The sequence below is a fragment of the Phenylobacterium sp. genome, from assembly GCF_044371015.1.
Taxonomy (GTDB): domain Bacteria; phylum Pseudomonadota; class Alphaproteobacteria; order Caulobacterales; family Caulobacteraceae; genus Phenylobacterium.
On record NZ_JBILUK010000028.1, the window covers coordinates 1 to 22,638 of the forward strand.

Annotated in this window: 20 protein-coding genes and 1 pseudogene; 10 read left to right on the forward strand and 11 right to left on the reverse strand. The window is 68.9% G+C overall.

The window, feature by feature from the left end:
- A pseudogene (locus ACIQ3R_RS04240) lies at window positions 1-300 on the forward strand (methanol dehydrogenase); the annotation flags it as partial.
- A 2-nt stretch (window positions 301-302) separates the two neighbouring features.
- Window positions 303-1,007 carry a TPM domain-containing protein gene (locus tag ACIQ3R_RS04245; RefSeq protein ID WP_397415474.1) on the forward strand — a complete coding sequence of 235 codons (705 nt, stop codon included), beginning with the start codon at window positions 303-305 and terminating at the stop codon, window positions 1,005-1,007.
- Window positions 1,008-1,011: 4 nt separating this feature from the next.
- Here ACIQ3R_RS04245 and recF read toward each other — a convergent pair whose 3' ends face one another.
- The 4 genes from recF to ACIQ3R_RS04265 are packed head-to-tail and all read right to left on the reverse strand — an operon-like array spanning window position 1,012 to window position 3,697.
- Window positions 1,012-2,148 carry a DNA replication/repair protein RecF gene (gene recF / locus ACIQ3R_RS04250; protein WP_397415477.1) on the reverse strand — a complete coding sequence of 379 codons (1,137 nt, stop codon included), beginning with the start codon at window positions 2,146-2,148 and terminating at the stop codon, window positions 1,012-1,014.
- A 31-nt stretch (window positions 2,149-2,179) separates the two neighbouring features.
- Window positions 2,180-2,899, reverse strand: a complete 720-nt coding sequence (locus ACIQ3R_RS04255; RefSeq protein ID WP_397415479.1) for an SDR family NAD(P)-dependent oxidoreductase — start codon at window positions 2,897-2,899, stop codon at window positions 2,180-2,182.
- Window positions 2,889-3,329 carry a DUF3429 domain-containing protein gene (locus ACIQ3R_RS04260; RefSeq protein WP_397415481.1) on the reverse strand — a complete coding sequence of 147 codons (441 nt, stop codon included), beginning with the start codon at window positions 3,327-3,329 and terminating at the stop codon, window positions 2,889-2,891. The genes ACIQ3R_RS04255 and ACIQ3R_RS04260 overlap by 11 nt, the downstream gene beginning before the upstream one ends.
- Window positions 3,326-3,697 carry a thiol-disulfide oxidoreductase DCC family protein gene (locus ACIQ3R_RS04265; protein WP_397415483.1) on the reverse strand — a complete coding sequence of 124 codons (372 nt, stop codon included), beginning with the start codon at window positions 3,695-3,697 and terminating at the stop codon, window positions 3,326-3,328. Before ACIQ3R_RS04265 ends, ACIQ3R_RS04260 begins: the two co-directional genes overlap by 4 nt.
- 88 nt (window positions 3,698-3,785) lie before the next feature.
- On the opposite strand from ACIQ3R_RS04265, the gene polA reads away from it, so the two are divergent.
- From polA to ACIQ3R_RS04290, 5 genes are all read left to right on the forward strand, one after another.
- The gene (gene polA / locus ACIQ3R_RS04270; protein WP_397415485.1) at window positions 3,786-6,629 is read left to right on the forward strand and encodes a DNA polymerase I; all 2,844 of its coding nucleotides are present in this window, start codon (window positions 3,786-3,788) and stop codon (window positions 6,627-6,629) included.
- Between the two features lie 116 nt (window positions 6,630-6,745).
- A complete protein-coding gene (locus tag ACIQ3R_RS04275) occupies window positions 6,746-8,668 on the forward strand; it encodes a potassium transporter Kup (RefSeq protein WP_397415487.1) in 1,923 nt (640 codons plus the stop codon).
- A 102-nt stretch (window positions 8,669-8,770) separates the two neighbouring features.
- Window positions 8,771-9,991, forward strand: a complete 1,221-nt coding sequence (locus ACIQ3R_RS04280) for an argininosuccinate synthase (protein WP_397415490.1) — start codon at window positions 8,771-8,773, stop codon at window positions 9,989-9,991.
- Window positions 9,992-10,073: 82 nt separating this feature from the next.
- Window positions 10,074-10,844 carry a 4-hydroxy-tetrahydrodipicolinate reductase gene (gene dapB / locus ACIQ3R_RS04285; RefSeq protein WP_397415517.1) on the forward strand — a complete coding sequence of 257 codons (771 nt, stop codon included), beginning with the start codon at window positions 10,074-10,076 and terminating at the stop codon, window positions 10,842-10,844.
- Window positions 10,841-12,280, forward strand: a complete 1,440-nt coding sequence (locus ACIQ3R_RS04290; RefSeq protein WP_397415492.1) for an amidase family protein — start codon at window positions 10,841-10,843, stop codon at window positions 12,278-12,280. Before dapB ends, ACIQ3R_RS04290 begins: the two co-directional genes overlap by 4 nt.
- Here ACIQ3R_RS04290 and dnaA read toward each other — a convergent pair whose 3' ends face one another.
- Window positions 12,281-13,687, reverse strand: coding sequence for a chromosomal replication initiator protein DnaA (gene dnaA, locus ACIQ3R_RS04295; protein WP_397415495.1), 1,407 nt, complete (start codon window positions 13,685-13,687; stop codon window positions 12,281-12,283).
- Between the two features lie 359 nt (window positions 13,688-14,046).
- Window positions 14,047-14,316, reverse strand: a complete 270-nt coding sequence (gene rpsT, locus ACIQ3R_RS04300) for a 30S ribosomal protein S20 (protein ID WP_397415497.1) — start codon at window positions 14,314-14,316, stop codon at window positions 14,047-14,049.
- Window positions 14,317-14,486: 170 nt separating this feature from the next.
- On the opposite strand from rpsT, the gene ACIQ3R_RS04305 reads away from it, so the two are divergent.
- Both ACIQ3R_RS04305 and ACIQ3R_RS04310 read left to right on the forward strand, forming a co-directional pair.
- A complete protein-coding gene (locus ACIQ3R_RS04305) occupies window positions 14,487-14,900 on the forward strand; it encodes an Lrp/AsnC family transcriptional regulator (protein WP_397415500.1) in 414 nt (137 codons plus the stop codon).
- Window positions 14,900-15,670, forward strand: a complete 771-nt coding sequence (locus tag ACIQ3R_RS04310) for a PIG-L deacetylase family protein (protein ID WP_397415502.1) — start codon at window positions 14,900-14,902, stop codon at window positions 15,668-15,670. The genes ACIQ3R_RS04305 and ACIQ3R_RS04310 overlap by 1 nt, the downstream gene beginning before the upstream one ends.
- Here the strand turns inward: ACIQ3R_RS04310 and ACIQ3R_RS04315 are convergent.
- From ACIQ3R_RS04315 to fsa, 4 genes are read right to left on the reverse strand one after another with little or no spacing between them, the layout of a single operon-like run.
- A complete protein-coding gene (locus ACIQ3R_RS04315) occupies window positions 15,616-16,806 on the reverse strand; it encodes a Gfo/Idh/MocA family protein (protein WP_397415504.1) in 1,191 nt (396 codons plus the stop codon). The genes ACIQ3R_RS04310 and ACIQ3R_RS04315 overlap by 55 nt on opposite strands.
- 21 nt (window positions 16,807-16,827) lie before the next feature.
- Window positions 16,828-17,754, reverse strand: coding sequence for a tyrosine recombinase XerC (locus tag ACIQ3R_RS04320; RefSeq protein WP_397415506.1), 927 nt, complete (start codon window positions 17,752-17,754; stop codon window positions 16,828-16,830).
- Window positions 17,739-18,425 carry a DUF484 family protein gene (locus tag ACIQ3R_RS04325; RefSeq protein WP_397415508.1) on the reverse strand — a complete coding sequence of 229 codons (687 nt, stop codon included), beginning with the start codon at window positions 18,423-18,425 and terminating at the stop codon, window positions 17,739-17,741. The genes ACIQ3R_RS04320 and ACIQ3R_RS04325 overlap by 16 nt, the downstream gene beginning before the upstream one ends.
- 13 nt (window positions 18,426-18,438) lie before the next feature.
- On the reverse strand, window positions 18,439-19,092 hold the full coding sequence (fsa, locus tag ACIQ3R_RS04330) for a fructose-6-phosphate aldolase (RefSeq protein ID WP_397415510.1): 654 nt from the start codon (window positions 19,090-19,092) through the stop codon (window positions 18,439-18,441).
- Between the two features lie 71 nt (window positions 19,093-19,163).
- Between fsa and ACIQ3R_RS04335 the strand changes: the two genes are divergently transcribed.
- Entirely contained in the window at window positions 19,164-21,326 is a 2,163-nt protein-coding gene (locus tag ACIQ3R_RS04335) for a primosomal protein N' (RefSeq protein WP_397415513.1), read from the forward strand.
- A gap of 11 nt (window positions 21,327-21,337) precedes the next feature.
- Here the strand turns inward: ACIQ3R_RS04335 and ACIQ3R_RS04340 are convergent, their stop codons facing one another.
- On the reverse strand, window positions 21,338-22,129 hold the full coding sequence (locus ACIQ3R_RS04340; protein ID WP_397415515.1) for a TerC family protein: 792 nt from the start codon (window positions 22,127-22,129) through the stop codon (window positions 21,338-21,340).
- Between the last annotated feature and the right edge of the window lie 509 nt (window positions 22,130-22,638).

Consider the following 22,638-nt stretch of genomic DNA (forward strand, 5'->3'; position numbering starts at 1 on the left):
GCGGCCAAGGCCGCTGCGGCGCAGGCCGAAACGCGCCGCGCCGGTCATGCGTCCGGCATCGATGTGCCGGGCATCGTCTTCGGGATCATCGTGGTGCTTTGGGTGCTGGGCGGGGTCACGCGCGCCTGCGGCGGCCGACGACGGGGCGGGTCCGGCTCGATCTGGTGGCTGCTGACGATCCTCTCGGCATTCTCCGGTCGGGGTGGAGGCGGCGGCGGCTGGAGCGGCGGCTCCGACGGCGGGGGGTTCTCCGGCGGCGGCGGTTGGGGCGGCGGCGGCGGCGCATCAGGGCGGTGGTGAAAATGGCGCGAAACCCCTTCAGCACCGATGATCTGGCCGCCATCGAGGCCGCGGTGCGCGCCGCCGAGACCCGCACCTCCGGTGAGATCTACTGCGTCGTCGCCGAAGACAGCGGAGATGACCGGCTGACGCCCCTGGCCTGGGCGGCCGGCGTGGCGCTGCTGGCGCCCGCCATCCTGCTGTTGGCGGGCGTGAAGGTCAGCGCGCCCAGCCTGGAGATCTGGAGCTCCGCCCAGGTGGTCGACGTCACCGAAACCCTGGTGCGGGCCGCGCTCATCGGGACCCTGATGCTGCAGGCGGCCCTGTTCGTCGCCACCTTCCTGCTGGTCTCGATTCCGGCCTTACGCCGGGCGCTGACCCCTCGCGGCTTCAAGCGCGACCGGGTGGTGCGCCATGCCGAGGAACAGTTTCTGTCGAAGAACCTGCACGCCACGCGGGATCGCACCGGCGTCCTGATTTATGTCTCGCTGGCCGAGCGGATGGCTGAGCTGATCGCCGATGAAGGCATTGACGCCAAGGTGGCGCCGGAGACCTGGAACCATGCCATGGCCGCCCTGACCTCGGGTCTGAAGCGCGGCGCGGCGGCCGAGGGTTTTATCGCCGCCATCGACCTCTGCGGCGGCGTATTGGCCGAGCACTTTCCGCCCCGCGCCGGCGACAACCCCAACGAGCTCTCCGACGCCGTGGTGATTCTCCCGGGTCGGTGACCACTCAGGCGGTTGTCAGGCCGACCTCCGGATCGACGTGGAAGCCCTGGGCGCGACCCGCAAGCCCGTCGAACAGCATCGCGTCCGTGCCGGTCAGAAACGCCTGCAAACCCAAGGCCTCGATCTCATCAAACAGCGCCGTGCGCCGGCGCGGATCGAGATGCGCCGCCACTTCGTCGAGCAGCAGGATCGGCGCCGGCGCATCGGCGCGAGCCAGCCGCGCCGCCTGGGCCAGAACAAGATTCAGCACCAGCGCTTTCTGCTCGCCGGTCGAGCATTCCGCGGCCGGGCGGTCCTTCTCCACGTGGGTCACGGCCAGGTCGCCGCGATGCGGCCCGGTCAGCGCCCGCCCGGCGGCGGCGTCCTGGGTTCGCGCCTCACGCAACGCCGGGGCCAGCCGGGTTTCCAGGTCGTCGAGCCCCGCGCCCTCGGCGGCCAGGCGCTCCCAGGCGCCGGTCAGAGACAGTCGGGCCTGCGGAAACGGCCGGTCGCCGCGCCGGCCGATCTCGGCCGCCAGCGCCGCCACCGACCGTGCGCGAGCGGCGGCCATCAGGGCGCCCGCCTGGGCAAGCCTGGCCTCCAGCGCATCGAGCCAGACCGGGTCGGCCGGGCCGTCGGTCAGTAGACGCATCCGCTCGCGCATCGCCTTCTCATAGGCCTGCACATGAGCCGCATGCGCGGGCTCGGCCGCGTAGACCAGCCGGTCGAGAAACCGCCGACGATCGGCGGCGCCTTCCAGGAACAGCCGGTCCTGAGCCGGCGTCAGCCAGACCTGCCGGACATGCTCGGACAACCGCCCCGGCGGCGCGGGTTCGCCCTCGACCCGAACCACACGGCGGACGCCGCCGGCCAGCTCGACGCCGGTGCCGAGACGCGTCTCCCCCTCCGCGCCCCGCAGACTGACCGAGATCGCCCAGGGCCGGCCCTGCGGCTCACCCGGCGCCCGACGGCCCATCTCGTTGAGGGCCGAGCCCCGCAGGCCCCGGCCGGGGATGAGCAGACTGACGGCTTCCAGGAGATTGGTCTTGCCCGCACCGTTGGGGCCCGCCAGCCAGACCGGCCGACCGTCGAGGATCACCTCGGCCCCGGCGTAGGAACGGAAGTCGCGCAGCGCGATGCGGGTCAGGGCGGTGACGGTCACCGCCCGGGTTTAGCGGCTTTCCGGCCCGGGCTCACCAGGGGATCTCGGCGCCGTCCCAGGCGTAGAATCCACCTGTCGCCTCGGGCGGCAGCGCGTCGAGAACGCCCATCAAGGCCGACGCCGCCTTGTCCGGCGAAAACAGCCGCTCCGCCGCCACGCCCCGCTGGAACGGCGCGCTCAGGGGTGTGTCGACAGTACCGGGATGCAACGCCACGCAGACGCCCAGCGGATGCGTCCGCCGATGCTCGATGGCCAGTGTGCGGATCAGCATGTTGAGCGCCGCTTTCGACGCGCGATAGCCGTGCCATCCGCCCAGGCGGTTGTCGCTGATCGAACCGACGCGGGCCGAGAGGGCGGCGAAGGCGCTGGCGCGGTCACGCGGCATGAGCGGCAGCAGCCGGCGCGCTACGAGGGCGGGGCCTACAGCATTGACCCGCAGAACCTCCGTCAGCGCATCCGCCGACAGCGCCCGCATCGCCTTCTCCGGCTGGACGCCGCGGCCGTGCAACACGCCACTGGCGACGATCACCCGGGTCGGAGGACCGGCGGCGGCCACCGTTTCGGCGGCCCGATCAAGCGCGGCCTCGTCCAGAACATCGGCGATCAGCACCTCCGCGCCCGGCGCCTCGACCACGCGCCGGGCGATCAGGATCACACGCCCATAGGCCGGATCGGCGCGCATGGCGCGCACCAGCGCCAGACCAAGGCCGCCGCCGCCCACGACCACGCCGAGCCCGGGTTCAGCCGCCAAGGATTGCGACCCCGGCGGCCAGACCTGCAATGGCGCCCGCCGTCAGCAAGGCGCGCAGCCGGGCCATCCAGGGCGGCGCGCCAACGTCACGCCTGTCCCAGAGCCAGTGCAGCAAGAGCGCGGCGGCCAGCAGCACGAGTTGCGTCGGACGGGCCGTGGCCGGGAGGGCCAGTACGGCCAAGCCGGCTATGCTGGGCAGCATCGAAAGCGAGATCGTTACCGGCGACGGCGGATCGCCCAGCACTGCGCGCCCGAAGCGGGCCCCGCCCAGGAACGACAGGATCAGCGCCGCATAGACCGCCAGCAGCAGGCCCGCGGCGCCCCGCAGCTCGGGCCAGACCAGCCCGGCCGCCGCCGGCGCCCAGAACGGGATCAGTCCGGCCAGCCCATAGGCCAGCACCAGCGGTGGAATTCGAGGACGCGCGCTCAAGTCCGCCCGCCCGCGATGCGCTGAAGCCAGGGTCGCAGGCGCAGGAACAGCCGATAGCCACGCTCAAGCACCCACAACACCGCCGGCGCGCGTGCCGCAAGACCGAAGGGCCGCAATAGCGGAAGCGCCCGCCACATCGCCGCGAACGCGGCTGCGCCTGACAACATCGGGCCGCCGGTCTCACGTGCATGAAACCGGGCCATCAGCTCGGCGCGGTCGATCGGGCAGTCCGCCGCGCCGCCGACCTCCATGAACGCCACTGCGCCGCGTCGGTCCAACCGCCGCAACCAGGCGATCTCCCGTCGGCAGAGCGGACAGCCGCCGTCGTACCAGACGGTGACACGCGGGGCGGAAAGGGCGGAGCTCACGGCTGGACAGTTAGGCGCGGCTGGCCGCCTGGGCAATGCCGGCGCCTCCCCGGGTGACCTCCGGCGCGCCGCGGCCTATCGTGTCGCCATGAGCGAGACTCCTGACGCCCCCGTGGCGCCCCCGCCTGCCCAGGGTTCGGCGATCCGACTTTATCTGGTGGACGGCTCCGGTTTCATCTTCCGGGCCTTTCATGCGTTGCCGCCGCTGACCCGGAAGTCCGACGGGCTGCCGGTCGGCGCCATTTCCGGCTTCTGCAACATGCTGTGGAAGCTGCTGGTCGACATGCGCGCCCAGGCCGACGCGCCGACCCACCTGGCGGTGGTGTTCGACCACTCGGAGAAGACCTTCCGAAACGCGCTCTACGATCAGTACAAGGCTCACAGGCCGCCGGCGCCGGAGGACCTCGTGCCGCAGTTCCCGCTGGTGCGGGAGGCGACCCGTGCGTTCGGCGTGCCCGCGCTGGAGCTGCCGGGCTACGAGGCCGACGACATCATCGCGTCCTACGCGACCCAGGTGCGCGCGATGGGCGGCGAGGTGATGATCGTCTCGTCCGACAAGGACCTGATGCAGCTCATCGGCGACCGGGTCTTCATGCTCGACACCATGAAGAACCTGAAGATCGGCGCGGAACAGGTCTTGGAAAAGTTCGGCGTTTCGCCGGACAAAGTCGTCGATGTGCAGGCTCTTTGCGGCGATTCGGTGGATAATGTGCCGGGAGCGCCCGGCATCGGCGTCAAGACCGCCTCGGCGCTGATCAATGAGTATGGCGATCTGGACACCCTGCTGGCCCGCGCCCACGAGGTCAAACAGGACAAGCGCCGCCAGACCCTGATCGATTTCGCCGACCAGATCCGGCTGTCCCGCCAGCTGGTGCAACTGGACCTCAACACGCCGCTGCCGGAGCCCTTGGACGATCTGGCCGTCCGCGCGCCGGACCCGGAACGCCTTCAGGCGTTCCTGAACGAGATGGGCTTCCAGACCCTGGCAAGGCGGGTCGGCGGCGGTCCTGCGCCGGGGAGCGATACGCCGGCGCCGAAGGCCCGCACCGCGCAGGCGGATGCGCCGAACGACGAACCGCCGATCGACACCTCGGCCTATGTCTGCGTGCGCGACCTTGACGCGCTCGACGCCTGGATCGCCCGGGCGACAGCCGCCGGGGTTATCGCCTTCGACACCGAGACCGATGCGCTATCGGCCAGCGCGGCCAATCTCTGCGGCGTGTCGCTGGCCGTGGCCCCGGGTGAGGCCTGCTACATTCCGGTGGGCCACGAGGAGGCCGACGGCCTGCAGCTCGACGCCCCGGCCGATCTCGCCCAGATCCCGCTGGACGCCGCCATGGCGCGGCTGAAGCCTCTGCTGGAGGATCCGGCGGTGCTCAAAGTGGCGCAGAACGCCAAGTACGATCTGGCGGTGCTCTCCCGTTATGGAATCGCGGTCGCACCCGTCGATGACACCATGCTGATCTCGTTCACGCTGGATGGCGGGCTCTACAAGAGCCACGGCATGGATGAGCTCTCGCAGCGGCTGCTGGATCATACGCCGATCCCCTTCAAGGCGGTGGCCGGCGCCGGCAAGGCGCAGAAGAGTTTCAAGCATGTGCCCCTGCTCGAGGCGACCGCCTACGCCGCCGAAGACGCCGATGTCACGCTGCGACTCTGGCGACGACTCAAGCCGCGGCTGCTGCATGAGCGGCTCATGACAGTCTACGAGACCACCGAGCGGCCGATGCCCGCTGTGCTGGTGGGGATGGAACTGGCCGGCGTGAAGGTCGATCCCGACCGGCTGAGGCAGCTGTCCAACGACTTTGCAGTCGGCATGGCGGCGTACGAGGCGGAGGCCCACCGGCTGGCGGGCCACCCGTTCAACCTGGGCTCGCCCAAACAGGTCGGCGACATCCTCTTCAAGGAGATGGGCCTCGCGTCCGGCCGGATGACCGCCACCGGCGCGCTCTCGACTGACGCCTCGATGCTGGAGGATCTGGCCGCTCAGGGGCACGCCCTGCCCCAGGTGCTCCTCGATTGGCGCCAGCTCTCGAAGCTGAAGGGCACCTACACCGACAACCTGGTGGCGGCGATCGATCCGCGCACCGGCCGGGTGCACACTTCCTACAGCCTGGCGGCGGCCACCACCGGGCGGCTGGCCTCCTCTGATCCCAACCTGCAGAACATTCCGATCCGCACGGAAGAAGGGCGCAAGATTCGCCGCTGTTTCATCGCCGAGCCCGGCCATGTGCTGATCAGCGCCGACTATTCTCAGATCGAGCTGCGCCTGCTGGCCCATATCGGCGATATTCCACAGCTGAAGGCCGCCTTCGCCGCCGGTCTCGACATCCACGCCATGACCGCGTCGGAGATGTTCGGCGTGCCCATCGAGGGCATGCCGGCCGAAACGCGGCGCCGGGCCAAGGCGATCAACTTCGGCATTGTCTACGGCATCTCGGCCTTCGGGCTCGCCAACCAACTGGGGATCGGGCGGGATGAGGCGGGGGCCTATATCAAGACCTATTTCGAGCGCTTCCCAGGTATCCGAACCTACATGGACCGGATGCAGCAACAGGTGCGCAGCCAGGCCTTCGTCACCACCATCTTCGGCCGCAAGGTCCACATCCCCGCGGCGCGCGGAAAGAGTCAGGCTGAGCGCGGCTTCGCGGATCGCGCAGCGATCAACGCGCCGATCCAGGGCGCCGCGGCCGATGTGATGCGCCGGGCGATGATCCGAATGCCTCGGGCTCTGACCGACGCGGGGCTGACCGCGAAGATGTTGCTGCAGGTGCACGATGAACTGGTCTTCGAGGCGCCCGAGGCTGAGGCGGAGGCGGTGATCGCCGTCGCGCGCCGGGTGATGGAGCGCGCCGCCGAGCCGGCCCGGTCGATTTCCGTGCCCCTGGTCGTCGAGGCGCGAGCCGCCGCCAATTGGGACGACGCCCACTAGAATTCGCCGTCGAGCGGGGATGCGATTGAGCCCGCCCGCCTTTGGGTGTATTGGCGCCGACCGCGACGGCATAGGGCCGCCTGGGGGCGCTCGCAGGGACGCCCCGGAGAAAGACGATGGCTGATCAGGCCGTCGGCGCCGACAAGGCGTCCGAGGATCCGTCGCACGGTCCCAAGAAGGATCGTTTCTGGGCGCTGGCGCTCGGCTCTGTCGGCGTCGTGTTCGGCGACATCGGCACCAGCCCGCTCTACGCGATGCGTGAAGCGCTGGCCCACTCCAAGGGGGGTGGCAGCGATGAGATGGCGGTGCTCGGCGTCGTTTCGCTGGTGACCTGGGCGCTGATCCTGATCGTCACGATCAAGTACGTGGTCTTCCTGATGAAGGCGGACAACAAGGGCGAGGGCGGCGGGCTCGCCTTGATGGCGCTCGCCCAAAGAGTTCGTCCAGGCGGACGTTCAGCGGTGATCTTCTTCCTGGGGATGTTCGGCGCGGCGCTGTTCTACGCCGACGGCATCATCACGCCCGCCGTGTCTGTTCTCGGCTCCATGGAAGGCATGAAGGAGATACCCGGGATCGGCTCCCGGCTGGAAGGGTTCGTCTTGCCGGCGACCGCCGCCATCCTGATTGCGCTCTTCCTGATCCAGTCGCGCGGCACAGCCAGCATGGCGCGGCTGTTCGGTCCGATCACCGCCCTTTGGTTCCTGACGCTCGGCGGTCTGGGCCTGCTCCACATCGGTGACGACATCTCGATCCTGCGATCGCTTTCACCGACCTATGGGGTCCTCTTCCTGCTCGACAACGGCTTCCTGGGTTTCGTGATCCTGGGCAGCGTGTTCCTGGCCGTGACCGGCGCCGAGGCGCTCTATGCCGATATGGGCCATTTCGGAAAGGGCCCGATCCGGGCGGCCTGGGTCGCCCTGGTGCTGCCGACCCTGGTGCTGAACTATCTGGGCCAAGGCGCTCTGGTGCTGTCCCAACCCGAAACCCGGGCCAACCCGTTCTTCCTGATGGTCCCGGAAGCCATCTACTGGCCGGTCTGGCTGCTCGCTATCGCCGCCACCGTCATCGCCAGCCAGGCGGTGATCACCGGCGCCTTCTCCATGACCCAGCAGGCGGTGCAACTGGGCCTGTTCCCGCGCATCGACATCCGCCGGACGTCCGAGACCCAGGCCGGTCAGATCTATGTGCCCTTCGTCAACACCCTGCTGCTGATCGGCGTGCTGGTTCTGCTGGTGATGTTCCGGACCTCGTCAAACCTGGCGGCGGCCTATGGCATCGCCGTTACCGGGGCGATGTTCGTCGATACCCTGCTGTTCTTCTACATCATCCGCTACATGTGGAAGCGGCCGTTGTGGCAGGCGGCCGGAGCCTGCACGGCGTTCGGCTTCCTGGACGTCGTGTTCATCTCATCCAACCTGCTCAAGATCCCTCAGGGCGCCTGGCTGCCTCTGGTGATGGGCGCTGCGCTGGTGGTGATGATGTGGACTTGGCACCGGGGCACCCAGATCCTGTCGGACAAGACCCGGCGCGACAGTGTTCCCTTGACCGAACTGGCTGAGATTCTGCGGGCGCGAGCGCCGCACCGGGCTCCGGGTACGGCCATTTTCCTGACTTCGGACCCAGACACCGCGCCCGTCGCCCTGATGCACAACCTCAAGCACAACAAGGTGCTGCACGAGAAAAACATCATCCTGACGGTCTCGACCGCCGAGACGCCCCGGGTGCGCGATGAAGACCGCGTCAAGATCGAGCCGGTCAACGATGACTTCAAGAAGCTCACGATCGCCTACGGCTTCATGGAGACGCCCAATGTGCCCAAGGCGCTGGGCCTCTGTCGTAAGCTGGGTCTGAAGTTCGACATCATGGCCACCAGCTTCTTCCTCGGCCGACGATCGGTTGTGCCGTCCGCCCAGTCGGGCATGCCGCTCTGGCAGGACAAGGTGTTCATCTATCTGATGCGCAACGCCGCCAACCCCACCGACTTCTACAAGATCCCGCCGGGTCGAGTGGTCGAGATGGGCGCCCAGGTGACCGTCTGATCGCACCTGGCCCCGCGCGGAATCTTGCGGGGTTGAACGCGAGGCGCATTGGCCCTTAAAGGCGCGACGTTTCCGAATTCAGTCGAAGGCTCACTTTCTCCCATGGCCGACATCAAGAAGGTCGTGCTCGCCTATTCCGGCGGTCTCGACAGCTCCACCATCGTCAAGTGGCTGCAGACCGAGCTCGGCGCCGAGGTTGCGACCTTCACCGCCGACCTGGGCCAGGGCGAGGAAGTTGAGCCGGCGCGCCACAAGGCCATCACCCTTGGCGTGAGGCCCGAGTACGCCTTCGTCGAGGACGTGCGCGAGGAATTCGTACGCGACTACGTCTTCCCGATGTTCCGGGCCAACACGGTCTATGAGGGCCAGTATCTGCTGGGCACCTCCATCGCCCGGCCGCTGATCGCCAAGAAGCAAATCGAGATCGCCCGCAAGATCGGCGCGGACGCCGTGGCCCACGGCGCCACCGGCAAGGGCAATGACCAGGTGCGTTTCGAGGTGGCCTACTACGCGCTCGAGCCCGACATCCAGGTGGTGGCGCCCTGGCGGGAGTGGGACTTCAAGAGCCGGGAGGCCCTGCTCGAATTCGCCGAGAGGCACCAGATTCCGATCACCAAGGACAAGCGCGGCGAGGCGCCGTTCAGCGTCGACGCCAACCTCCTGCACTCCTCCTCCGAGGGCAAGGTTCTGGAAGACCCGGCGGTCGAAGCGCCGGAGTTCGTGCACATGCGCACGATCTCGCCCGAGGCCGCGCCCGACAAGCCCACCGTCTTCACTCTGGACTTCGAGAACGGCGACCCCGTGGCTGTCGACGGCCAGAAGCTGTCGCCGGCCGCCCTGCTGACCAAGCTGAACCAACTGGGCCACGACAACGGCGTCGGGCGTCTGGATCTGGTGGAGAACCGCTACGTCGGCATGAAGTCGCGGGGGGTCTATGAAACGCCCGGCGGCACCATACTGCTTCACGCCCACCGCGGAATGGAGTCCATCACGCTGGACAGGGGCGCCATGCACCTGAAGGACGAGCTGATGCCCAAGTATGCGTCGCTCATCTACAATGGGTTCTGGTTCGCGCCGGAACGGGAAATGCTGCAGGCGGCGATCGACCACTCCCAGAAGAATGTCACCGGCCAGGTTCGGGTTAAGCTCTACAAGGGCAACGTCACCGTCATCGGCCGCACCAGCCCCTATTCGCTCTACGATCAGGAACTGGTGACATTCGAAGAGGGCAAGGTCGCCTACGACCACCGCGACGCGGCGGGCTTCATCAAGCTCAACGCCCTGCGCCTCCGGGTGGCGGCCAAGCGCGACAAGCGAGGCTGACGCTCGCGCCATTGACCGCGAGCGTCGCGCGCGGGACTTAAGGGCGGCTGTTTGTGCTGGAGAGACCGCCCTGCCCGCCCCGATTCCCGTCGCCGTCGCCGGAGCGCTGGGCCGCATGGGCCAGGCGCTTTCGGCTGTACTCGCCGATGATCCCGACCTGACCCTGGCCGCGCGCTTCGACCGCCCCGGCCTGGCGGGCGAAGGTTTGGTCGGCGCCGCCGAAGCCCTGTCCGCGGCGCGCGTGGTGATCGACTTCACGACGGCGGAAGCCTCAACGGAGCTTGCTGCCCAGGCGGCCGCCCGCGGCGTGGCGCTGGTGATCGGCTCCACCGGCTTCTCGCCGGATCAGCTGCGCCGAATCGAGGCGGCGGCAAGCCGCGTTCCCATCGTGCGCGCCGGCAATTTCTCGCTGGGCGTCAACATGCTCATGGGTCTGGTGGCCCAGGCGGCTCGCGCCCTGCCGGCCGCCGACTGGGACATCGAGGTCTTCGAGGCTCACCACCGCCGCAAGATTGATGCGCCGTCCGGCACCGCGCGGATGCTGGGCGAGGCCGCCGCCGCAGGACGCGGAGTCGACCTGGATTCGGTCTCGACTCATGGCCGGTCCGGCATCACAGGCGCCCGTCGGTCCGGCGAGATCGGCTTTTCCGTCCTGCGCGGCGGCGGGATCGTGGGTGAGCACAGCGTGGTGTTCGCGGGCGAGGAGGAGATCCTGACCCTCTCGCATTCGGCCCGCGACCGAGGCCTCTTCGCGCGCGGCGCGCTCGCCGCCGCCCGCTGGGTGGTGAGTCAACCGCCAGGGTCTTACGACATGCAGGACGTGCTCGGCCTGAAGGGGGACGCGGCCAAGTGAGCGATCTGCTGGACCTCGACGCCACGGCTCAGCTCGCGGCCCTGGCTTCGAAAAAAGTGTCCTCGGTCGAGCTCCTCAAGATGGCCTTGGCCCGCCACGCCGAGACCCATGCCCGGCTGAACGCGGTGGTCACGGCCGAACCCGAACGCGCCCTGGAACGCGCCCGGGCGATGGACGACGCTCGCATGCGGAGCGACCCAACGGGGCCCCTCGGCGGCCTGCCGATGACGGTCAAGGACACGTTCGATGTGGTGGGGATGCCGGCGTCATCGGGCCTGGCCCATCTCCGCCGGCGCCAGGCCGAGGACGCCGTGGCGGTGGCGCACGCCCGGCATGCCGGCGCGGTGATCTGGGGCAAGACAAATGTGCCGGTGATGGCGGCCGACTGGCAGAGCGCCAACCAGCTCTATGGCGTGACAAACAATCCCTGGGATCAGACCCGGACCCCCGGCGGATCGTCGGGCGGCGCGGCGGCCGCGCTGGCGGCGGGCGTGACGGCCCTGGAGATCGGTTCGGACATCGGCGGGTCGCTGCGCGTACCCGCGGGCTTCTGCGGCGTGTTCAGCCACAAGCCCAGTTGGGGGATGGTGACCCAGCGTGGCCATGTCCCGCCGCATCCCGGCTCCTACGCCGAGCGTGACCTGAACGTGGTGGGGCCGATGGCCCGCTCCGCGCGCGACCTCCGGATGCTGCTTTCCATTCTGGAGGCGGGCCCGCTGGCGCCCAAGGCGCCTCCGGCCGACCTCTCCGAGGCCCGCATCGGTCTGTGGCTGGAGGACCCCAACCTGCCGGTCATCGATCCTGAGGTGAGGACCGTCCTGGAGACCCTGGCCAAAGCCCTGGAGGCCGCCGGCGCGACGGTCGAGCTGGTGGCCAGCCCGGTGGACACCCAGACGCTGTTGCCGACCTACCTGACCCTGCTGGGCGCCGTGCTGTCCGAGGACATGCCGGACAAGGCCCTCCGCGCCATGGAGCGGGCCCGTCCTCTGGCGCGCTGGTCGCTGGCGCGCGGGGCGGGGCCATTGTCTTGGGCGCACTCGAGCCTGGCCTATACGGCGCGTCATCGGGAGTGGCTGGCCGCCGATGCCGTGCGCGCGCGCCTGCGTCACAACATCGCTCCGCTCTTTGACCGCTACACAGCGATCCTCGCGCCGATCACCCCGGTCCCGGCCTTTCCGCATGACGCCAGAGCCTTCGTACGTCGTCGCCTCAAGACGTCCGACGGGCGCGCGCTCCCCTACAATTCCATTCTGGCCTGGATTGCGACCGCAACGGCCCTGCACCTTCCCGCAACCGCAATTCCGGCGGGACGGACTCCAGGGGGCCTGCCAGTGGGCGCTCAGCTGATCGGTCCGCGCGGCGGCGACGGGCGCACCCTGTCATTGGCTCAGGCGATCGATGAACTGATCGGCGGCTTCGTCGCGCCGCCGAGGTGATCAGCCGCGAAGCTTGCGCAACAACACGTCGATATCGCGCTGCATCGCCGCATCCTCGACCCGCAGAGCCTCGATCCGCCGCACCGCATGCAGCACCGTCGTGTGGTCGCGCCCACCGAACCGTCGGCCGATGTCCGGCAAGGAGCGGGTGGTGATCTGCTTGGCGAGCCACATGGCCACCTGCCGCGGCCGGGCCACCGCGCGAGCACGCCGCTCGGAGATCAGATCGGCCTGCTTGAGGGCGAAGTGCTCGGACACGGCCTTCTGGATCATGTCGACCGTCACCTTGCGCTCGGCGACCGAAAGGTGCGGGCGCAGGATGCCCTGCGCCTCGTCCAGGGTCAGGCGCGCCAGATTTCCGCCGGCGCAGGCGACCAGTGTGTTGAGCGCGCCTTCCAGTTCCCGGATGCTGTCGGTGAAGCGGTCGGCCAGAAACTGCAGGACCTCGGGCCGCGCCGTCGGCGCAAAACCGCCCTGTTCCGCGAGGGTCAGAAGCTTGCGCTCCAGGATCCCCAGTCGCAGCGCCCGGTCGGCCGGCTCGACGCCGCAGACCAGGCCGGCTTGGAGGTGTGACCGCAGCCGGGGCTCGAGCTCGGAAAGCTCGGTCGGCGGGCGATCGGCGGTCAGAACCACGCGGCGGCCGTCCTGCACCAGGGCGGTCAGGGTGTGGAACAGCTCTTCCTGGGTCTGCAGCTTGCCAGCCACGAACTGAACGTCGTCGATCAGCAGGAGGTCGGCGCCGCGCACCTCGTCCTTGAAGGCGCCGGTCTGCCGATCCTGCAGCGCCTTCATGAAGGCGCTCGTGAACCTCTCGGCCGAGAGATAGACAACCCGCCGCTCCGGCGCCGTCTTCATGGCCTCCCAGGCCAGAGCGTTCAGCAGGTGGGTCTTGCCGAACCCGTAGGGCCCATGAATCAGCACCGGATTGAAGTGGCCGTCCGCCCAGGACGCCACGCGCCGGGCCACCGCGAAGGCGAACTCGTTGGCCGGGCCCGAAACGAAGGTGTCAAAACGATAGCGATCCTGAAGCCCCTGGGGCCGAGCCGCGGTCGGAGCCGCCGCCGCAGCAGGCGCGGCTTCCACCTCGATCACGGCGGGCGCGGGCCGCACCGGGTCCACATCGGCCTCAAGGCGGCTTTTCAAGTCCAGGCGGCGACCGACCGGGTCGTTCTGCGCCCAGACCTCGCCGATCCGACGCCAGGCGTTCTTTCGAATCCAGTCGCGCGCAACCCCCGTGGCCGCAACGACGCACACCTCATCCGCGGCGGTTTCCCGCACGCTCGCCTGGCCGAGCCAGGATCCGAAGGTCGCATCGCCAAGCTCGCGCTTCAGCACCTGACACGTCGCCGTCCAGACCGTATTCGCCGGTGCGGCCGCCACAGCGCCCGCAACCCCCCCGTTTGTCATTCCCTGCAACCCCATCGAACCACCACCGCACCCTCAGGTCCCCCAACCCGGCGCGTCTTTGTTGATCACAAACAAACCCTTAGCCGCCGGACACGTATGCACCGTCGTCGCCCCGACCGAGACCAGGATCAGGCAAAAGGACCTGTAGGAAGCCCAACACTAGTGGGGGCCATGGGGGGGTCAACGGTGATTCTTTTTCGTCGTTTGACATATTTATGTTGACTCCCGACGGACCCTTTTTGGTCAAGGGAATGGCCCCGGACGGACCCTGCCGATGTCGGAAAAACGTGATTGAGCGCACAAAAAAACAGCGCCCTTTCGGGCGCTGTTTTCGGGTCTCTAAACGAGCTTCAGCCGTGTCAGGCGGCCGGCATCTTCTTCAGGCGGGCGGCGAGGCGGGAAACCTTGCGCGATCCGGTGTTCTTGTGGACCACGCCCTTGCTCACGGCGCGCATAAGTTCGGACTGGGCCTCGACAAAAGCGGCGCGGGCCACCTGGGCGTCGCCGGCCTCCACGGCCTCTTCGAACTTGCGCAGATAGGTGCGCACGCGCGAGCGGCGGGCGGTGTTGACGGCGGTGCGTCGCGCGATCTTGCGGACGGCCTTCTTGGCGCCGGGGTTGTTGGCCATGGATCGAAGCTCTCGAAAAACGGATCGACCCCGCCGCCGGAGTGGCGGGTCGAAAATGGAGGCGCGTACATACTGAAAGGCGCGGGGCGGGTCAACGCGCCATCGACATGGCGATAGAAGGGTCAGCCGTTGACGCCGTGAGCGGGCGGCGGTCTTGATCACATCCGAGCATGGATGACCTCGACGAACACCTGATCGAACGCCTGCGGGCGAATGCGCGGGCGCCGATCTCGGAACTGGCCCGGGCGCTCGGCCTGTCGCGCACCACGATCCAGAGCCGGCTGGCGCGCCTGGAGCGCACCGGCGTGATTACCGGCTACGACGTCCGGCTGAAGAGCTCGGACTTCGACGCCCTGGCGCTGATTGATCTCGCCGGACCCCGCGCCGCCGAGGCGACCGCGGCCCTGGCCCGTCTTTCGGCGGTCCGACGCCTGCGGGCGGTCAGTGGACCATGCGACCTGATCGCGGATATCGCGGCGGCCACGCCGGCCGATCTGGAGGCGGCGCTCGCGGCGATCCGTGAGGTCGGGGGCGTCGCCGCCGCCCGACTGGCGGTGATCCTCGCCGAAAAGGGCGGGGGCTGATGGCTCGCATCCTCGCCCTGCACGCCCATCCGGACGACATCGAATGGCTTTGCGCCGGCACGCTCGCCCGCCTGGCGCAGCTGGGCCATGACGTCATCCTCGCTACAGCCACGGCGGGTGAGGGCGGCTCGGCTGAACATGATCCGGAAACGACGGGCGGCGTCCGGCGGGCCGAGGCGGCTCAGGCGGCTCTGCTGATCGGTGCGGCCTACCACTGTCTTGGGCTTCCCGATCTGGGCGTCTTCAATGACGACCCGACACGCCGGGCGGTGACCGAGTTCATCCGCGCCTGCGCGCCCGACATCGTGATCACGGCGCCAACCGTCGACTATCATCCGGACCACGAAGCGACGGGAACACTGGTCCGCGACGCCTGTTTCGCGGCGCCGGTGGCCAACTATCGCACCGGTCCGGCGCCGCCCCTGGGAGGGATCCCCCATCTCTACATCACCGACTCGGTCGGCGGGCGCGACCGAACCGGCGCCCGCCATGGCCGCGACTTCGGCGTTGATGTGGGCGACACGCTTGAAATCAAGCGCGCCATGCTCGGCTGTCATGAGAGCCAGGCCGCCTGGACCGCCAGGCATCATGGAATCGTCGATCACCTGGCCGACATGACCCGCTGGACCGAGCGCGTTGGTCGGGATTTCGGGGTGACCGCCGCCGAAGGCTTCCGCCAGTACCGACACGAGCCCTATCCGCGCACACCGGCGCTTCAGGACCTGCTGGCGGACTGGGTGCTGGCGGCTCCGGATCTCGCGGCGTCGTAGGCCGCCCACATCGGCGCGCAGTCCAGCATCACGCGATCTTCCATGGCCCGGTCGACGGCCATCACCGTCAGCCCGGCCTCCAGGGAATCCCACGGCGTAACCGGGAAGACCGCGCGCCCGGCCAAGGCCTCGGCCAGATCCCGCGCCATCGCCTGGTCGGCGCCGTTATGCGCATCCGCCGTGCGGTCGCCGAAATCCATGCGCTCGGGCTTACCCCGGTGGAGGGCCCGTCGGAACATCAGGCGATTGCGCACCAGGTCGGCGATCAGCGTCCCCTCGGTTCCGGCGACATACCAGCGCCGCTCCGCCAGCGCTGTGTGGCTGTTGGCGTGGAACGAGAGGCGCGCGGCGTTGGCGTACTCCACCAGGGCGACCTGGTGATCGGTCACGTCCATGTCGGAGGTGAAGGCGTCCGGCGCGCCCTGCCAGCCGGCGTCGCGCAGATCATAGGCGATCGAGCCGTCTTCATAGGTCCGGGGCCGCCCGGCGCGCTCCGGCGTAAAGATGCGGCGGCCGCCGAAGCTCGCCACCCGGGCCGGGCGCGCGCCGATCAGCCGACCGAAGATATCGAAGTCGTGGCACACCTTGTCGAGCAGGTAGGAGCCGCCCCACTCGCGACGCCGGCGCCAGTTCCGCGCCAGATAGCCGCCGTGCTCGGGCGGGAGGTGTTCGGTGGCGTCGATGGAGACGATCTCGCCGAGATCTCCGGAATCCACCCGGGCGATCACCTCGCGGACGATCGGCAGGGAGCGCATGACCAGGCCGATATAGAGGTCCGGGGCGCCGGGGCCCGCGAGAGCGCGCGCGAGGTCCAGCGTTTCGGCTTCCGTGCGGACGATCGGCTTCTCGGCGAATATCGGGACCCCGGCATGGAACACCGCCGCCAGGTGTTCGCGATGCAGGTGATTGGGCCCGCCCAGCATCAGGAGGTCGAAGGGGCCCTCCCGCAGCAGGGCCTCAGGCGTCTCGCAGGGTCGGCCCAAGGCGATCCCGGCCGCCGCGAGGATCGGTGCGCCGACCGGCGCTGCATCGACATGCGCGTCGACCCGAAGGTCCCAGCCCACCTCCTGCATCGCCGCCAGCACATGGGCGATGCGTTGGCCCAGGCCGATCACGCCGATCCGACAGGTGGTCATCTCAAGAGCTCTCTGGAAACGTCAGGCGTGAGGGTGCGCCCGCGAATAGGCCCCGAGCAAGGCCTGGGCGTCCACCCCGGTGTAGCGCTGGGTGGTGGAGAGCGAGGCGTGGCCCAGGAGCTCCTGAATGCTGCGGAGATCCGCGCCGGCGCCCAGGAGGTGCGTGGCGAACGAATGCCGCAGCGCATGCGGCGTTGCGCTTGCAGGCAGGCCGAGGCGGCCGCGCAGGGCCTGGACGGTGGCCTGCACATGACGCGGGCTGAGCGGACCGCCGCGCCGCGCGCGGAACAGCGGCTCCTCTGGCGCCAGGCCGAACGGCGCATGGGCCAGATAAGCGTCCACCGCCTCGCGCACCTGGGCCAGAACCGGCACGATCCGGGTCTTTCCGCCCTTTCCGGTGATGCGCAGCGTCTCGGCGAGCGGCGCGTCGGCGCGGCGCAAGGACAGGGCTTCGGAGATGCGCAGCCCGCACCCATAGAGCAGGGTGAGCACGGCCTGGTCGCGTGCAGCCTCCCAGGCCTCACGGTCCGGGTCGAGCCCGGGCTCGGCGATCAGGCCCGCGGCCTGGTCCTCGCTCACCGGCCGGGGCGCGCCGGGGCGCACGCGGGGCCCGCGGACGATGGTCAGCGCGGGGTTGGCGATGCCATGGCGGCGATCCAGCCAGCGATGAAAGGTCCGCACCGCCGACAACGCCTGGCTGAGCGAGCGTGGCGAGAGAGGCCGATCCCCGCCCCGAAGCGCCGCAAGCCAGGCGCGAAGCTCCGCGGCGGTGATGCCGCCCATATCGTGGAGGCTGAGCGCCTCGCCTCGATGGCGTTCCAGAAACGTCAGATAACGCGCCGCGGCGAATCCGTAGGCCTCCAGGGTGCGCGGCGAGGCGCGCCGTTCGGTCGCCAGGTGCTGGAGCCAGAGCGCGCGGCCCTCGGCGGCCGTCACTCGGTCGGCCATCGCTCGGCCGTCCGCTCGACCACGCGGGCCAGGAACGCCAACAGTTCCGCGCCCATGTCGGGCGTGAACCCTTCCGGATCGTCCGAGCCGAACGCCAGAAGGCCGGTGCAGGCGGGCTCGAAGACCGCGATGCGCACCATGGCCATGGACTGCACGGTTTCACCCCGCGCCCCGAACAAGGGGCGCGCGGTGGGTGCGAAACCCATGCGGGTCATGCGGCGCGAACCCTCGAGCAGCAAGTCGACCTGACCCTCCACGAGGCTGAACCAGCCGGTGGGCGGGCTGGCCTCGACTTCCAGGGCGATCACTCCCGCGGCGAGACCGAAGCGCGCGCGCGCCAGCTCATCCACCCGCCGGGCGAGGTCGGCGTTGTCGCGGGCGTCCAGCAGGTCGATGACCGCGCCGTGGGTCTGGGCCTGGGCGGAGAAATTCGCCCGCGCGGTCTCCTCCAGCATGAGGCGCTGTTCGGCCTCGCGGCGATGCGCGGCGTGCACACGCGCCAGCGGCGCCAGCTCCACCACGTTGCCGGCGGAGGCCAGGGTCAGACCGAGTTCGCCCAGCAGGCCGTCATCACCGCGCAGGAAGTCTGGGTTGTCGGCGAGGAACCGCCGCACAGCGGCCGGATCCAGCGGGGCGCCTTCGAACGCGAATTCCCCCTGCGATCCGTCCATTTCCGCCCCATGCCTACAGGATGGACTGCCCCGTCTTGGCCCAGTCCGCGAGGAACTGTTGGAGCCCCCGTTCGGTTAACGGATGCTTGAAAAGACCGAGGAAGACATCGGGCGGAATGGTCGCACAGTCGGCCCCGGCCAGGGCGGCTTCCTTGACGTGGGCCGGCGTGCGGATTGAGGCGGCCAGGATCTCGGTGTCGAATCCGTAGTTGTCATAGATCGCCCGAATCTCGGAGATCAGGTCCATGCCCTCGGCGCCATGGTCGTCCAGCCGGCCGATGAACGGACTGATGTAGGTGGCCCCCGCCTTTGCGGCGAGCAGCGCCTGAACCGCCGAAAAGCACAGGGTGACGTTGGTCTGGATGCCTTCGGCTGTGAATTCGGCCGTGGCGGTGAGGCCCTCCCGGGTCAGCGGGACCTTGACCACCACATTGGTCGCGACGGTCGCCAACTTGCGGCCCTCGGCCAGCATGCCCGCCACGTCGGTCGCCGCCACCTCAGCGCTGACAGGACCATCGATGATCCCGCAGATCTCGGCGATCACTTCCAGCATCGGCCGACCGGACTTGGCGATCAGGGTCGGGTTGGTGGTCACACCGTCGACCAGGCCGGTGGCGGCAAGGTCCTTGAGAACGGCGGTGTCCGTGGTGTCGAGAAAGAGGTGCATGGGCGTGTGTCCGTGGCTTGTTCGGCGCGCTTGTAGCTGCGAAGCGATGTGGCTGGAACCTGTCCCGCGCCATGAGCCGAATCGCCTCCATCCTGATCCCGATGCCGCTGCCGGAGGCGTTCGACTATGCCGAGCCCGAAGGCATGGCGCTGTCGGTGGGCGATCAGGTTCGTGTTCCGCTGGGCCCCCGGGACGTACGGGGCGTCGTCATGGCCTTGCGGGAGGCGGCCGGCGGCAACCGTCCGCTGAAACCCGTGTCCGAATGCCTGGATGAACCGCCGCTGCCGCCGGGCACGCTGGCCTTCGTACAGTGGGCCGGGCGTTACGCCGCCGACCTGCCGGGCGCTCCGCTGGCCATCGCGCTGCGCGGCGCCCGCGTGCCGAAGCCTCGACCCGTGCGGATCCTGCGCGCGACCGGTGTCGCCCCCGCGCGCGCCACACCGGCCCGCGCCCGGGTGCTGGAGGTGCTGCCGGACACGGGCCTGAGCGGCGCCGACCTGTCCCGCGCCGCCGGGGTGTCGGCCGGTGTGGTCAAGTCGCTGCTGGACGAAGGCGTGCTGGCGGTCGACTTCGCGGTCGATCGCCGAAGCTTTGGCCGGCCCGATCCCACCTTGCCGGGCGCCGAACTCAACGCCAGCCAGGCCGCCGCCGCCGTCGACCTCGCCGGCATGGCCCGCGCCGCCAGCTTCCAGGTCGCCTTGCTCGACGGCGTCACCGGGTCCGGGAAGACAGAGGTCTATCTTGAGGCCGTGGCCGCCGCCCTGGCCGCCGACCCCGAGGGCCAGGCGCTCATCCTGCTTCCGGAGATCGCACTGACCCAGGCGGTGATCGCGCGGGTGGCCGGGCGGTTCGGCGCCGAGCCCGGCGAGTGGCACTCGGATGTCGCGCCGCCGGCCCGGCGCCGGGTCTGGGAGGGCGTGGCGAGCGGCGACTGCCAGATCGTCGTGGGGGCCCGCTCGGCGCTGTTCCTGCCGTTCCGCAACCTGCGCCTGATCGTGGTCGACGAAGAGCACGACGGCTCGTTCAAACAGGAGGAGGGCTTCATCTACCACGCGCGCGATCTGGCGGTGGCGCGCGGGCGGATCGAAGGCGCTCCGGTGGTGCTGGCCTCCGCGACGCCGTCGCTCGAGAGCCTGCGCAATGCCGAGACCGGGCGATACCGCTGGCTCCGGCTCGCCGCGCGGCACGGGTCGGCCCGCATGCCCGACATCGACCTGATCGACCTTCGCGAGACGCCGCCCGAATCCGGGCGCTGGCTGTCGCCGCCCTTGGTGACCGCCATGGCCGAGACCTGGGCGCGTGGGGAGCAAAGCCTGTTGTTCCTCAATCGCCGGGGCTATGCGCCGCTGGTGCTCTGCAAGGCCTGTGGCGAGCGTCTCCGCGCGCCCGACTCCGACAGTTGGCTTGTCGAGCATCGCTATACCGGGCGGCTCGTATGTCACCTGACCGGCTTTTCGATGCCCAAGCCGGCGGCCTGCCCGCATTGCGGCGCCAAGGACAGCCTCACCGCCATAGGGCCAGGCGTGGAGCGGCTGGAAGAAGAAGCACGCGGCCTGTTCCCCGGCGCCCGGATCGCGGTTTTCTCGTCCGACACCGTCTTCGACGCGCGGGAGGCCCGACGGATGGTTCAGACCATGGCCCAGGGCGACATCGATATCCTGGTGGCCACCCAGGCGGCGGCCAAGGGACACAACTTCCCGAACCTGACCCTGGTCGGCGTGGTCGATGCGGACCTGGGCCTGCGCGGAGGTGATCTGCGGGCCGGCGAACGCACCTATCAGCTGCTGGCCCAGGCCACCGGGCGTGCGGGGCGGCATGACCGGCCGGGCCGCGCACTGATCCAGACCTACGCACCGGAGCACCCCGTGATGCAGGCGCTCAAGGCCCAGGATCGCGACGCTTTTGTCGCCGCCGAGATGGCTGAGCGCGAGGCGGCCGGTCTGCCGCCATTCGGACGCCTCGCCGCGGCGATCCTATCCGGGCCCGACGCCGCTCAACTCGAGGCTTTCGCCCGGACCATGGCCGAGGCCGCGCCCAACGCGCAGGGCGTGATCGTCTATGGCCCGGCCGAGGCTCCGCTTGGCCTGGTGCGCGGCCGGCGGCGCAAACGCTTCCTGGTCCAGGCCGGCCGTGACGTGGACCTGTCGGCCTACATGGCCGCCTGGCGCGCGCGGGTCAGGCCACCCGGCGCGATCCGGGTGACCCTCGATATTGACCCCTACAGTTTCCTTTAGGGGCGGCGCGCTCAGTGCGGCGGCTTGTCGGCGCCGGCCGTTCTCTTTCGCCGGGAGAGCAGGTTGAGCGCCTCGACCCCGGCCGAGAAGGCCATGGCCACATAGATGTAGCCCTTGGGAACATGCACCCCGAAGCCGTCGGCGATCAGCACCGCGCCGATCATCAGCAGGAAGCCGAGCGCCAGCATCACCACGGTGGGGTTGTTGTTGATGAATTCCGCGAGGGGATCCGCCGCCAGCAGCATCACGGCCACGGCGATGATCACGGCGGCGACCATGATCGGCAGGTGATCGGTCATGCCGACGGCGGTCAGGATCGAGTCGATCGAGAACACCAGGTCGAGCAGGATGATCTGGAAGATCGCCGTGCCGACGTTGTTCACGACCACTGTCTTGGTGTCCATCACGCCCTCGGTTTCGACCGGGTCGACCTTTTCGTGGATCTCGGTCGTCGCCTTCCAGACCAGGAACAGGCCGCCTGCGATCAGGATGATGTCGCGCCAGGAGAAAACCAGGTCGATCATCGGCTTGCCGTCCGCGCCGGCCGGGAAGGTGAAGGGCAGGCTGAACACCGGCTGCACCAGACCGACGATGAAGGCCAGGGTCGAGAGCAGCGCCAGGCGCATGATCAGGGCCAGCGCGATGCCGATCCGACGCGTCCGGCTGCGATGCTCTTCCGGCAGTTTGTTCGAAAGGATCGAAATGAAGATGAGATTGTCGATCCCCAGCACGATCTCCATCACCACCAGGGTGATGAAAGCCGCCCACGCGGCGGGATCGCTCAACAGCGCCGCGATATCCATCTAGTTCTCCAGGATTCCCCAGACCCCGTTCTAGAGCACGATCCGGTCTGACGGAATCGTCTGTTCGTTGAATCTGGTTCGACGTCAAAATGCAGGTGGAGCCTGCTTCATCGCCTTCAGACGGCTCCGCCTGAAAGCGGCTGGTTCTGGGGCGACCGCGCGTCGTCGCCATCCCGAAACGGCGCCGCATTTTTAGGCGCCGGCGCCTGGCTCGCGTTTTCGTGACTCGATCACTCGCCTGACGCGCGAATTCTGAGTTCGACGGATGGGTTGGCCTCGAAACCCATGTTTCCAAACATTTCGGCGCTGTGACCCGGGCGCGCGATCGATCTTCAAAAGACGTCGTTTGACGACTCTTCAATGTTCATGGCGCGTTGTCGCGGCACAGGGGGCGTGTTCCAACTTAGTTTCATATAATTCTCCGCACTTGTGGCTCAAATGCAGTATCCTATACCTGTTAAGCTACACTGTGCTGAGTGGAATTCGGGTTTCCATGCGGCTATAGATCG